The sequence below is a fragment of the Devosia aurantiaca genome (assembly GCF_011058215.1).
Classification (GTDB): Bacteria; Pseudomonadota; Alphaproteobacteria; order Rhizobiales; family Devosiaceae; genus Devosia; species Devosia aurantiaca.
In genome coordinates this window covers 911,147-924,286 of record NZ_JAALFG010000001.1, presented here as the reverse complement: position 1 = coordinate 924,286, position 13,140 = coordinate 911,147, and the positions used below count along the sequence as shown (strand labels likewise).

8 protein-coding genes and 3 pseudogenes are annotated in these 13,140 nt (G+C 61.7%); 6 read left to right on the top strand and 5 right to left on the bottom strand.

The features are described from left to right. From G5575_RS20060 to G5575_RS04780, 3 genes are read right to left on the bottom strand one after another with little or no spacing between them, the layout of a single operon-like run. Complete coding sequence (locus G5575_RS20060; protein ID WP_235935587.1) at window positions 1-711, bottom strand: sensor histidine kinase; 711 nt, start codon at window positions 709-711, stop codon at window positions 1-3. After that, window positions 708-1,778, bottom strand: a complete 1,071-nt coding sequence (locus tag G5575_RS20055; protein ID WP_328765844.1) for a stimulus-sensing domain-containing protein — start codon at window positions 1,776-1,778, stop codon at window positions 708-710. The genes G5575_RS20060 and G5575_RS20055 overlap by 4 nt, the downstream gene beginning before the upstream one ends. 5 nt (window positions 1,779-1,783) lie before the next feature. Continuing rightward, window positions 1,784-2,494 carry a response regulator transcription factor gene (locus tag G5575_RS04780; protein WP_164533303.1) on the bottom strand — a complete coding sequence of 237 codons (711 nt, stop codon included), beginning with the start codon at window positions 2,492-2,494 and terminating at the stop codon, window positions 1,784-1,786. 242 nt (window positions 2,495-2,736) lie between these two features. Here G5575_RS04780 and G5575_RS20050 point away from each other — a divergent pair, with 242 nt between their 5' ends. Continuing rightward, window positions 2,737-3,486 (top strand): phosphoenolpyruvate carboxykinase (ATP), encoded by a 750-nt coding sequence (locus tag G5575_RS20050; RefSeq protein ID WP_235935585.1) that lies wholly within the window; start codon window positions 2,737-2,739, stop codon window positions 3,484-3,486. Next, window positions 3,381-4,328 carry a phosphoenolpyruvate carboxykinase (ATP) gene (locus G5575_RS20045; RefSeq protein WP_235935583.1) on the top strand — a complete coding sequence of 316 codons (948 nt, stop codon included), beginning with the start codon at window positions 3,381-3,383 and terminating at the stop codon, window positions 4,326-4,328. Before G5575_RS20050 ends, G5575_RS20045 begins: the two co-directional genes overlap by 106 nt. A gap of 184 nt (window positions 4,329-4,512) precedes the next feature. Here the strand turns inward: G5575_RS20045 and G5575_RS04770 are convergent, their stop codons facing one another. Both G5575_RS04770 and G5575_RS04765 read right to left on the bottom strand, forming a co-directional pair. Continuing rightward, window positions 4,513-5,412, bottom strand: a complete 900-nt coding sequence (locus G5575_RS04770) for a cell wall hydrolase (RefSeq protein ID WP_164533302.1) — start codon at window positions 5,410-5,412, stop codon at window positions 4,513-4,515. Window positions 5,413-5,867: 455 nt separating this feature from the next. Further along, window positions 5,868-6,337, bottom strand: a pseudogene (locus G5575_RS04765) (HAD family hydrolase); the annotation flags it as partial. Between the two features lie 153 nt (window positions 6,338-6,490). On the opposite strand from G5575_RS04765, the gene G5575_RS04760 reads away from it, so the two are divergent. The 4 genes and pseudogenes from G5575_RS04760 to G5575_RS04745 all read left to right on the top strand — a co-directional run bounded on the left by G5575_RS04760 (window position 6,491) and on the right by G5575_RS04745 (window position 13,003). Next, on the top strand, window positions 6,491-7,900 hold the full coding sequence (locus G5575_RS04760; RefSeq protein ID WP_164533301.1) for a protein adenylyltransferase SelO: 1,410 nt from the start codon (window positions 6,491-6,493) through the stop codon (window positions 7,898-7,900). A gap of 9 nt (window positions 7,901-7,909) precedes the next feature. Next, window positions 7,910-8,460: pseudogene (locus tag G5575_RS04755) on the top strand (gamma carbonic anhydrase family protein). A 163-nt stretch (window positions 8,461-8,623) separates the two neighbouring features. Continuing rightward, a pseudogene (locus tag G5575_RS04750) lies at window positions 8,624-11,229 on the top strand (bifunctional diguanylate cyclase/phosphodiesterase). A gap of 178 nt (window positions 11,230-11,407) precedes the next feature. Beyond that, a complete protein-coding gene (locus G5575_RS04745) occupies window positions 11,408-13,003 on the top strand; it encodes an ABC transporter substrate-binding protein (protein ID WP_164533300.1) in 1,596 nt (531 codons plus the stop codon). The last annotated feature ends 137 nt before the right edge of the window (window positions 13,004-13,140 follow it).

Here is a 13,140-nt window from a genome sequence, read left to right as displayed (position 1 = left end):
CTATTTGCGGGCGCGAGGCAGGACAAGGGTGAAGAGCGCGCCGGAACGGTCGGTGCGGTTCTGCGCCTTGATCGTGCCCTTGTGGGCATCGACGATCTGCTTGGAAATCGACAGCCCGAGCCCCGAATGATTGCCGAAGCTCTCGCCTTCCGGCCGGTCGGTATAGAAGCGCTGGAAGATGCGGCCAGCATCGCGAATGCCCGGACCTTCGTCACTGACAGTCGCCGTGATGTTATCGCCTTCGGTGGAAATGGCGACGGTCACCGTCCCGCCCGGAGGCGAGAAGGAGACGGCATTGTCGATGAGGTTGGCAAAGACCTGCGCCAGCCGCGACTCGTGACCGCTGACCAGGGTGGTGCCGCGACCGCTGCGCTTGCCCATGACCACGGCGACGTCGCGACCGGCAGCGATATCCTTTTGGATCGCCACCATGGCCTGGGCCAGCGTTTCGACATCGACCGGCTCGGCCGTTTCGCGTGCCAGTTCGGCATCGAGCCGGCTGGCGCTCGAGATATCGGTGATCAGGCGATCGAGCCGGCGGATATCGTGCTGGATGATTTCGTTGAGCCGCGCCTTGTCGGCTTCACGCTTGGCCAGCGGCAGCGTTTCGACGGCAGAGCGTAGCGAAGTGAGCGGGTTCTTGAGCTCGTGCGCAACGTCGGCAGCAAAACGCTCGATCGCTTCGATGCGGTTATAAAGCGCGTCGGTCATGCGCCGCAGCGCCCCGATAGATGGCCAATCTCGTCAGGGCGATCGCTGAGGTCCGGGATTTCGGCGCGGGCATCGCCCGCCGTCTGCACCCGCTCGGCCGCCGCCGACAGTCGCCGCATCGGTCCGGCAATGGTGCCGGCAAGAAGCAGCGACAAAACGATCTGCACACCGGCCGCGATCATGGCGATGCGCAGAATGCTCCAGCGCTCCTGCGCCACTATGGAGTCGATATCGCCCGGCGCCGTGGAAAGGAGGATCGAGCCGACCACCGCGCGCAGGCGCTGCACTGGTACGGCTACGGAAACCACAAGCTGGTTTTGCGCATCGACGCGTACGAAATCTGCCGGCGCGCCCTTGAGAGCCGAGGCGACTTCAGGATACCGCGTGCCTTCGTCGGCCTGATACTCCTGATAGGTCGGGTAATTGTCGCCCGGCGCCCAGGAAATCAGCGCATTCCACCAATCGGCAAGAAAGAACGAGCTGCCTTTTGAGTCATCGATGGTCTGCCGCAAGACTTCGCCGCGCGCATAGATATTGTCGCTATCGAGGATCAGCAGCCCCTGCCCGTCATAGATGCGGGCCCTGGTGCGGGTCGGGGTGATGAGATTGCGAAGAAGCGGCGCCACGCGCTCCGGATTGATCGGGAATTCGAGCGTCGGATCGAAATAGGAGAAAGGTGACACGCTCCCCGACTGCGTATCGAGCAGTCGATCGGGATTGACCGAGATGATGTCGCTATCGACGGTCGCCGAAGCTGCAATAGCGGCAGCGATAATTTCGCCCTGCACGCGCAGCGACTGCACGCGTGCGTCGATCAGGCCGGCGCGCCACTGGTTGAGGTAGAGGATCCCCACCACAAGGACGAGCAGGCCCGCCATGTTGAGCACGACGATGCGGCGGGTAAGGCTCGAGAAAATCGTAAAATCGACAAAGCGCCGAATGGCATCGAAGACCTTGCCGAACGGGGTCAGCACCATGCGCCATCCGCGGCGGGAGCGTGGCGCAGGCTCGCCCTTCGTCTGGCTTTCAGACGCAGGCTGGCTGAACTGTTCGTCGAGCGTTGCCACGCTGCCTATTGTTCCTTGAAGCGATAACCCACTCCGTAGAGGGTTTCGATCATTTCGAAGTCGTCGTCGGTCTGCTTGAACTTCTTGCGTAGGCGCTTGATGTGGCTGTCGATGGTGCGATCGTCGACATAGACCTGGTCGTCATAGGCCGCATCCATCAGCGCGTTGCGCGACTTGACGACGCCGGGACGCAGCGCCAGGGCCTGGAGGATCAGGAACTCGGTGACGGTCAGCGTCACGCGCTGGCCCTTCCAGGTGCAGGTATGGCGTTCTTCATCCATCACCAGCGAGCCGCGCTCGATCAACGCCTTGCTCGGCGTCGGCTCGGCGCTGCCGGGCGCACCCGGCTCGCGTGGGGCAGAGCGGCGCAGAATGGCTTTCACGCGCTCGACCAGAAGGCGCTGGCTGAACGGCTTGGTGATGAAATCGTCGGCGCCCATCTTGAGGCCGAACAATTCGTCGATCTCTTCGTCCTTGGAGGTCAGAAAGATCACCGGCACATCGGATTTCTGCCGCAGGCGACGCAGCAGTTCCATGCCGTCCATGCGCGGCATCTTGATGTCGAGGATCGCCAAGTCCGGCTTGTCGGAGGTCAGTCCGTCAAGCCCCGAAGCACCATCGGTATAGGTCGCGACCTGATATCCTTCGGCTTCCAGGGTCAGCGAGACCGAGGTGAGAATATTGCGGTCATCGTCCACCAGGGCGATCTTTGGCATGAGGTGCCTTTCTTTGTGACGCTTTGTTTTTGTTCGATCCGGGGATCGCTTAAGGGCGACGTTGCAGGCGACAAATATGCATTAAATAAGGCGGGGCCAAGTTGTGGCGCCTCTACCGCCTCGAACTCCGGGCCATTCTACTTCCGTCTTAAGACCGATTGCCGGATGGTTCGAGGCCTCCCTCGCCTCCTATTTTGCGCGCCAAAGCTGCCAGTTTCCGGCGGCGATGGAGCCCATAGCCAATGTCGCAGTTCAACCACCAAACTCTTCGGGACGAGATCGTCGGCGCTGCACCATCAGTTAGCCATAACGCTGGCGTTCCGACACTGGTTGCCGCAGCGCTCGCGGCCGGCGGACCGGTGCTCACGGCGCATGGCGCGATCTCGGTCGAGACCGGCGCCTTCACCGGCCGCTCGCCCAAGGACAAGTTCATCGTGCGCGACGCGCTGACGGAAGGCAGCGTCTGGTGGGACAATGCCGGCGCCATCAGCACCGCCCAGTTCGATCTTCTGCTGGCCGACGTCAAGGCACATCTGGCTGGCGGACCACTCTACCGCCAAGAGCTGCTTGCCGGCGCCGATCCACGTCACCAATACGAGGTGACCGTCCTTACCCCCAGTGCCTGGCATGCGTTGTTTATCCGCAACCTGCTGATCCGGCGCGACGAAGACATTGCCGCTTCCCCAAGCGCGATGCCCGTAACCATCGTCCACGCCCCACTTTTCAAGGCTGATCCAGCCCGCCACGGCTCGCGCACCGACACCATCATCGCGCTCGACATGAGCCGCAATCTCGTTGTCATCGCGGGCACGCTTTATGCCGGCGAGATCAAGAAGTCGGTGTTTTCCCTCTTCAATTTTCACGCCCCCGCCACGACGTCTTGCCCATGCACTGCTCGGCAAACCTTGGGCCGGAGGGCGAGGCAGCGCTGTTTTTCGGGCTTTCCGGCACCGGGAAAACGACGCTTTCGACCGATCCCAACCGCCCGCTGATCGGGGACGATGAACATGGCTGGAGCCGCGATGGCGTCTTCAACCTCGAAGGCGGCTGCTACGCCAAGACCATCAACCTCAGCCAAACAGCTGAGCCTGAAATCCATGCCGCAACGCAGCGTTTTGGCACGGTGCTCGAAAATGTCGTGCTCGACGATGCTAGCGTTCCGACCTTTACCGATGTGTCGCGCACCGAAAATACCCGCGCCGCTTATCCGCTTACCGCACTGCCCTCGATCGCCAAGGGCGGCACGGGCAAGACGCCAAAGACCGTGGTGTTCCTCACCGCCGACGCCTTCGGCGTGCTGCCGCCGCTGGCAAAACTGACGCCGGAACAGGCGGTCTACCATTTCCTCTCCGGCTACACCGCCAAGGTTGCCGGCACCGAGCGCGGGGTCACCGAACCGCAGGCGACATTCTCGGCCTGCTTCGGCGCGCCCTTCATGCCACTTCATCCCAGCGTCTATGGCGAAATGCTGGCCGAGCGGCTGCGCGATAGCGGTGCACAGGCGTGGCTGCTGAACACCGGCTGGACCGGCGGCGGCTATGGTGTCGGCAAGCGCATCGATATCGCCTCCACCCGGCGCCTTCTCACGGCAGCACTGGATGGCTCCCTGGATAGCGCCGAGTTCCGGACTGACCCGCTGTTCGCTTTTGCCGTTCCGGCTGCCGTTCCCGGCATCGAGCCGCGCCTCCTCGACCCGCGCCAGACCTGGGCCGACGGCGACGCCTATGACGCGCAAGCCATCAAGCTGGTCGACCTGTTCCGCAAGAATTTTGCCAAGTTCGGCCCAGATGCCGATGCCGGCGCCGGCCCGCAGATGATGATGGCGGCGGAATAGGCGGACCGACAAGCTTTAGCATCGCGCGAGTGGCTCCACTCTACCCTCATTCCCTCCCCATCAAGGGGAGGGAGGCGATGACATCAGCCTTCGCATGAGATTGGACCGCAGTTCGGGCATCTTTGCTAAGCAGGCAACAAAAAAGGCGCCATAAGGCGCCTTTTTCATTCCATTCCAACTCGCCTCAATTGGGCGCGTAGAAGATGTGGCTATCGACGGCCGCCACGCGGCTAAACGTGTTGGCCCAGGACGGGTGCACGGCGCGGGTGTGATAATAGAGCGCCGAGCTTGGCAGGGCTCCGACATCTTCGCCCATCGCGTATTCGGCGTAGATTTCTTTTGCGAGGTTCTGCGAACTGGCCCAAGCGCGACGCTCGCCGGGCGCATCATTGCGGCCGTCGCAGGCGAAGGTGAACTGGCAGCGATAACGGCCCTTGTCGGCGTTCTGGTAGATCACGCCGCAGAGCGAACCCGGGAATTTGCCCGAGCGGGCGCGGTTGACGATGACGTTGGCGACCGCCAACTGGCCTTCCGAGGTTTCGCCGCGCGCTTCGTGGTAGATCGCCTGCGCCAGGCATTCGCGTTCGGTATTGGCATGCTCGACGCGAACCGGGGTGGGCTCGTAGCCATCCTTGACATAGGCGGCGACAACATCGGCGGTGACGCTCTTTTCGTCGGCAGGCTTATAAAGCGGTTGGGTGACGCTAGCGATAGCCGAAAGGGCGTTGTTGTTGCCGCCCAGCGAGCCGCGGGCGATGTAGCCCATCAAGAGGTCGGGCGTCAGTTCCGGCTGCGGACCTGCCAGGGTCACGTCGACCGAGCGAAGTTCCTGCTGCCGCTTGACGTAGTTCTCGAGCAGGGCCGCAGTCAAAGGCTGCTGGCCCGGAGCCACGGGCTCGGCCTTGAAGCCCAGTGCCGGTTGCTGGCGCAACTGGGCGACGGCTTCGGGCATGACGACTGGCATCGTGAGATCGGTATCGGCAAGAGCTGGTGACAGGGTCACGAACAGCACGAGTGCGGCGGCGCTGAGCGCCAGCACGGGTGAGACCACGCGCGCGGTTATCTGCTGCCAGCCTAGCTTCATGCCCCGTCCTTGCCCCTGAGCCAAACCGGTTCTCTCCCGGCGGCCTTCAGTCAGAGCCCTCCAAAGAGGCCCTGTTCTTCCCGTGGCGGCACACTAGCCAAGCTCATGCCGGGTGGGAAGCTCAAATTTACGTCGCATTAACCATAGCGGTTAGGGACTTAAATTACCGTTAATGGAGGTGGAGGTAGGTGGAAACCCTTGATATTTCTGCAGTTTGAACGTGCTGAACAGCGCCTTACCCAAAAGGGTAAGACTTTAAACATTACCAGCGATGGTTAACTGAACTTTTCGCGAGCCCGTCAGGCGGGATCGAAGGCTGCCAGGTGCACGTGGGCCAGGCTCTCCATGACGAAGATGCCCAGACCATGAATTTCAGCTGTGGGAACCACGATATCGGGCACCATGATAGTCTGCATGCCAGCGGCGTGGGCCGCCCTTACGCCGGCGAAACTGTCTTCCAGCGCCAGGCACCGGGTTGGCTCGACACCCAGACGCTTTGCCGCCGTGAGATAAGGTTCGGGATGCGGCTTGGGTTCACCACATCGTCGCGGGTGACGATGGTGTCGAAGAGGTCGAGCAGTCCAGCCGCACCCAGGTGATGCTGGGCATGGGGGTTGCGCGAGGACGTTGCCACCGCGGTCGGAATGCCGCGCGCTCGCAATTCCGTGATAAACTCCACCGCGCCGGGCTTTACCGGGACGCCTGCATGGCTCCGCTCCCGCATGGTGACGCGGCAGCGTTCGTCGAAAAGCGTATAAGGAAAAGCGACGCCATAGGACTCGACCAGCAATTGCTGCGTCCGCTCGTGGCTTGAACCGACCATGTTGTGGTGCACGGCATCCGTCATCTCGAAGCCGAGCTCGGTACAAACCTCGAAAACAATGCTGCGGAACACGGACTCGGTGTCGAGCAAAGTGCCGTCCATGTCAAAGATTGCGGCGTCGAACGGTTGGAGGCGGATGATCTCGGGCTGCTGCGTCATGAGGCGGCTATAGGACGATTTGGCCGCCCTCGCCAGACCATGCCGCGCAACGCCGCCTTGCACCGAACCCAAAACCCGTTTGGACGTTGCCTCGACATGACCAGCTTCATTCCAGCCCAGCGCCACCTCGATCTTGGCGATCAGTTCTTCGATCCCGTGCGGCCGGCCGATTTCCCGGAAACGATCTTGCGGCATCGCGATGGCCGCTGGGCTGATCGCCTGGGCCTCGGAACGCTCAGCGATGAGGAGTGGCTCCGTCATTTCGGCCGCTTTGAGCCTCTTGCCGGCTCTCTACCGCACCCTCTTGCCTTGCGCTACCACGGACACCAGTTCCGCAGCTACAATCCCGATCTCGGCGACGGCCGCGGATTTCTTTACGCGCAGTGCATTGACCCGGAAGACGGGCGGCTGCTCGATTTCGGCACTAAGGGCTCGGGCAAGACACCCTGGTCGCGCGGCGGCGACGGGCGGCTGACGCTCAAGGGTGGCGTGCGCGAGATTCTAGCGACGGAAATGCTTGAGGCGCTTGGCGTTTACACCTCGAAAAGCTTCTCGCTCGTCGAGACCGCCGAAGAACTTTACCGCGGCGACGAGCCTTCGCCGACACGGTCAAGCGTTCTGACGCGACTGAGCCACAGCCATATCCGCATCGGCACCTTCCAGCGCCTCGCCTACCTCGATGACACCAAAAGCCTCGGCAAGCTCGTCGACTATTCGATCGCGAACTATTATCCCGAGCTCGCCGACGCCGCAGACCGGCCGGCGGCCTTGCTCGAAGCGGTCGCCGCCAAAGTCGCTCGCCTGGGCGCGCAGTGGATCGCTGCCGGCTTCGTGCATGGCGTGCTCAACACCGACAATATCAACATCACCGGCGAAAGCTTCGACTACGGACCGTGGCGCTTCGTGCCCACCTACGACCCCAATTTTACTGCTGCCTATTTCGACGAAACCGGCCTTTATAGCTTCGGCCGGCAGCCCGATACGCTTGCCTGGAACCTCACGCGTCTTGCTGAATGCCTCGTGCCGCTGTCGTCAGTCGAGGCGCTGGAGCCGGCGCTTAACACGGTCTGGCCGGTCTTCCGCGCTGAACTCCCGCGCCAGATCCTGCGGCGTCTTGGCCTTCAACCAACCGATGTCGAGCGCGACGGCGCATTCATCACCGCGCTTTTCGGCTTCCTTCTCGAAAGCCAGGCGCCCTATGAGCAGTTTTTCTTTGACTGGCGCGGCGGTCTTCATAGTGCCGAACGCGCTGCGCGAAGCCCCAGCGCTGAACACTACATGGGCGAGACTTTCAGGCCCATCGCCGACCTTCTGGAAAGCTATGCGCTCGCTGCCGACTGCAACCTAGAACACCCCTACTTCGCCCGCCAGACGCCGCGAACCATGTTGATCGAGGACGTGGAAGCAATCTGGGCGCCCATTGCCGAGCGCGACGACTGGAGCCTTTTTCAAACCACTCTTTCCGAAATCGCGCAGATGCGCGATGCCTATGGGATCAAACCCTAGGAGGCGATCATGCCCATCTTTGCGCTCGATGGCGTCACCCCCATATTCACAACTCGGCCTGGATCGCGCCGAATGCGACCGTCATCGGTGACGTGGTGATCGGCGCCGATGCAGGATTTTGGTTCGGCGCTGTCGCGCGCGGCGATATCGAGCGCATTACCATTGGTGCCCGTACCAATGTCCAGGAAAACGCCGTGCTCCATACCGACCGCGGCTTCCCGCTAATTATCGGCGACGGCGTTACCGTAGGCCACTCCGCGATCGTTCATGGCTGCACGATCGGCGACAATTCCTTGATTGGAATGGGCGCCACCGTCCTCAACGGTGCTCATATCGGCCGCAATTGCCTGATCGGCGCCAATGCGCTCATCACCGAAGGCAAGGTCATTCCCGACAATTCGCTCGTCATGGGCGCGCCCGGCAAGGTCGTTCGCGAGCTCGATGCAACGGCGATCGAGGCGCTCAGAGCATCAGCGGAGCGCTATGTGCAAAACGCGCGGCGCTTTGCCACGGGATTGCGCCCGGCCTCGACCGAAGATCCCGACTTCGAACCGGCCTGATTTGCGCTTCATTTACCAAGCGGCCACTTAGGTAGAACCGTTTAGTTCTGGGTCATTCTCGCTGACCTAAACTGCTGCCAAGACATAGAACATGTCTCTTGGGACGCGCAGCAGTATGACCGAGCCCTTAAGCAAGACGAAGCATAGCGACTGGCGCCGCACCATGATCGTGCCGGTTGTCGTAGCTCTCGTTATTGTCGTCATCGCCGGTTTCCTGATCGATCGACAAAACCAACAGATCGCCGAGACCCGCCTGCGCGCCCAGACTTTTGCCGATCTTTCGGTGATCCGCGCCAAGCTCGAGGGTAATATTTCGGGCAATGTCCAGCTGGTGAAAGGGCTGGTCTCGGTGATCGCTACCGAACCCGACATGGACCAGGCCCGCTATGGCGAGTTGGTGCAGAACCTTATCGTCGAAGATAGCCAACTCCGCTCGGTCGCCGCCGCGCCGGATCTCGTCATCAGCATGACCTATCCGCTTGAGGCAAACCGCGCTGCCATCGGCGTCGATTACCGCAACGTGCCGGCACAGTGGGATGCCGTCCGCCGCGTGGTCGAAACGGGTGAATTGACCATTGCCGGCCCGGTCGACCTTGTCCAGGGTGGGCGCGGCTTCGTGGGCCGCTTTCCGGTCTATACCCTCGAAGATGGTGAGAGACGGTTCTGGGGCGTGATCGCTGCGGTCATCGATCTCGAGCGCCTTTACGCCGATAGCGGCCTTTATGACACCGAGCTTGAAATCTCGATCACCGGCCAGGATGGCACCGGCGCTTCGGGCACGCTCTTTACGGCCCCGACCTCAGCGGCGCCGATCCGGTTACGGCGCGCGTCATGCTGCCGTCGGGCAGCTGGCTGCTGTCCGCTACCCCCAAGAACGGCTGGGCCCCGGACCCGCTCGCGACTTGGGCCCTGCGAGCACTGCTGCTTGCCGCCGGCGCCCTGATCCTTCTGCCTATCGTCATCACCGCCCGCATGATTAGCGAGCGTCATCGACACATCCGCGAACTCGATCTGCGCGAGGCCCAGCTCTCCCGCCTGACCCGGCGGCTCAATCTGGCGCTGGCCGCCTCCCGCGTCGGCGTCTGGGAAATGGAGCTCGAAAGCGGCGCCGAAACCTGGGACAACCGCACCAACGAGATCTACGGCCTGCCGCAGGATGGGGGCCCGCGCGATCATGCCCAGTGGAAGGCTGTGGTGCACAAGGACGACCTCGACCGCGTCCAAACCATTTTCGAGCGCGATATCCGCAAAGGCAGCTACCAAGCCGATTATCGCGTGGTTCTCGCTGACGGGCGGATCCGTCATGTCCGCTCCATCGGCGCTCTCTTCAGCGAACCGGGACAGCCCGACAAGGTTGTCGGCGCCAATTGGGACATGACCGCCGATGTGGCGATGACGGAAAATCTCCGTCAGGCGCATCAGATCGCCGAGGCTCGCAATGCCGAACTTGAGGCTGCGCGCAGTCGCATCGAGCACAATGCCCTCCACGACAGCCTCACCGGCCTTCCCAATCGGCGTTATCTCGACGAAGTCCTCAAGCAACACGCCGCCGATGGGTTTCATGGCAGCGGCTCGATCGCGCTTCTTCACATCGACCTCGATCGCTTCAAGCAGATCAACGATACGCTGGGCCATGCCGCAGGCGACGCCATGCTGGTGCATGCCAGCAAGGTCTTGGGCGCCAATTGCCGCGAGACTGATTTCGTCGCTCGCATCGGCGGCGACGAATTCATCATTGTTTCGAGCGCCGGCTCAACCGATGACCGCCTCAATGCGCTTGCCGACCGCCTGGTCAAGGAAATGCGCAAGCCGACCATTTATGAAGGCCATGAATGCCGGTTTGGCGTCTCGATCGGCGTCGCCGTGCGCCGCTCCGCCGACATCGACGTCAAGCAGCTCCTGATCAACGCCGACATCGCGCTCTACAGGGCCAAGGCGCGCGGCCGCAACCGGCACGAATTCTTCTCCGAGGCGCTGCAGGCGGAAGTGATCAATACCAAGCGCGTTGCGGACGACATTCTGACCGCGCTCGATACCGATGCCTTTTTTCCCTTTTACCAGCCGCAGTTTTGCGCCCATTCGCTCGATCTCGTCGGCGTCGAGGCCTTGGCGCGCTGGCAACACCCCACCGAAGGCCTCAAGACGCCCGACCGTTTCATGGACATTGCCGAAGAGCTCAATGTCATGGCGCAGATCGACGGGCTGATCCTCGACAAGGCACTAGCCGATCTCACCCGGTGGGACCGCGCGGGCTTCGATGTGCCGCGTATTTCGGTCAATGTGTCGCTGCGCCGGCTTAACGACGAAAACCTGATCTCGAGCCTCAAGACCCTGCCGCTTTCGCCTGGCCGGGTCGCCTTCGAACTCGTGGAATCCATCTATCTCGACGAAAACGAAGGCCTCGTTGCCTGGAACATAGACCAGATCAAGGAACTCGGCATCGAGGTCGAGATCGATGATTTCGGCACCGGCTATGCTTCGATTGTGTCGCTGCAAAAGCTGCATCCACGGCGGCTCAAGATCGATCGCCAGCTGGTCATGCCCATTCTCGCCGAGCCAGCCCAGCGCCAGCTCGTGGCCTCGATCGTCGATATCGGCAAGTCCATGGATATCGAAATCGTCGCCGAGGGCGTCGAGACTATGGAACATGCCGCGATCCTGCGGGATCTGGGCTGCGACATCCTCCAAGGCTATGCCTTTGCCAAGCCGATGAGCCGCGATGCCTTTGAGCGGTTTTTGGGCGAGAAGTCCTGGCGGCAGGCAAGCTAAAGCCAAGCGAACGGCTTTACGAAAAAGCGTCCATTCTTGTGGATAGGTCTTCTGGCTGTCACACGCTTGACCAAATGGTCAACGTTTGCAGTTGCGCTGCCCCCATTCTAGGCTTTCTTGTGGCCAAGCCTCCGGTTGGGAACGCCGGAGAGCAAGACTTGTTCGGGAGACAAAAACAATGAAACTGATGACGACCCTGTTGGCAGCGTCCGCCCTGGTAGCCCTGACCGCCGGCGCCGCACAGGCCAAGCAGCTGGTTTACTGCTCGGAAGCTTCGCCAGCCCACTTCGACCCCGGCCCGCTGACCGGCGGCAACGACTTCGACGCTTCGTCGCACACCATCTATAACCGCCTCGTCGACTTCAAGCCCGGCACCACGGAAGTCATTCCGTCGCTCGCCGAGAGCTGGGAGATTTCGGAAGACGGCCTTGAATACACCTTCAAGCTGCGCCCGGGCGTCAAGTTCCACACCCAGCCCTACTTCACCCCCACCCGCGACCTGACCGCTGAAGACGTCGTCTTCTCGTTCGAGCGCCAGATGGATGAAGAGAGCCCCTGGTTCAATTATCTCGAAGGTATGACCTGGGACTATTTCCAGGGCATGGACATGCCCAAGTACATCGCCTCGATGGAAGCGGTCGATGACCTTACCTTCAAGCTGACGCTGACCGAGCCGAACGCCCCGATGCTGGCAAACCTTGCCATGGATTTTGCGGCCATTGTCTCCAAGGAATATGCAGACCAGCTCGAAGCGTCGGGCGATCTCGCGGCCTTCTCGACCCAGCCCGTGGGCACCGGCCCGTTCCAGCTGGTCGATTACCAGCTCGACACCGTCATTCGCTACCAGGCCTTTGCCGACTACTGGGAAGGCAAGCAGCCGATCGACGACCTGATCTTCGCCATCACCACCGATGCTTCGGTGCGCGCCCAGCGCCTGATCGCCGGCGAATGCGATATCATGCCCTACCCCGCTCCGGCTGATCTGGAAGCACTGCAGGCTGATGAAGACCTCACCGTTGTCGAAGGCGAAGGCCTCAACATCGGCTACATTTCCTACAACACCACCGAAGCGCCGTTCGACAATCCAGAGGTCCGCAAGGCTCTCACGATGGCAATCGACAAGTCGGCGATCATCGAGGCGGTCTACCAAGGTGCTGGCCAGGACGCCAAGAACCTGATCCCGCCCACCATGTGGTCCTATGACGATGCGACCGAAGCCGACGTCTATGACCCCGAAGAAGCCAAGCGCATCCTCGAGGAAGCCGGCGTCACCGACCTGACCACCGATCTCTGGGCCATTCCGGTTTCGCGCCCCTACAACCCGAACGGTCAGCGCGTTGCTGAACTGATCCAGGCTGACTGGGCTGCTGTCGGCGTCACCGCCAACATCGTCACCTACGAATGGACCGAATATCGCGAGCGCGGCAAGCAGGCCGACCGCAAGGGCCCGTTCATGATCGGCTGGACCGGCGACAATGGTGATCCGGACAACTTCTTTGCGACCCTGTTCTCCTGCTCGGCGATCGGCGTTTCCAACTATTCCAGCTGGTGCAACGACGACTTCGAAGCTGCGATCCAGGCCGCCAAGACCACTTCGGACCAGGAAGAGCGCATCGAGCTCTACACCACGGCCCAGGAAATCTTCAAAGCTGAAGAGCCTGCGATCACCCTGGCACACTCCAAGGTGTTCATGCCCATGAAGAAGACCGTGCTTAACTACACGCTGAGCCCGCTCGGCACGCACAGCTTCCGCTACGTGGACGTCCAGGAATAATCCTGGTCTAAAACCAACGCTCAGGAGCCCCGATCCGCAAGGAACGGGGCTCCCCTTTTATAGAACGAGCCTCTACCGCATGGCGCACAAGCGTCCGGAACAAGGGGCCGCAACAGGAAACGGCATGTCGAACCGCC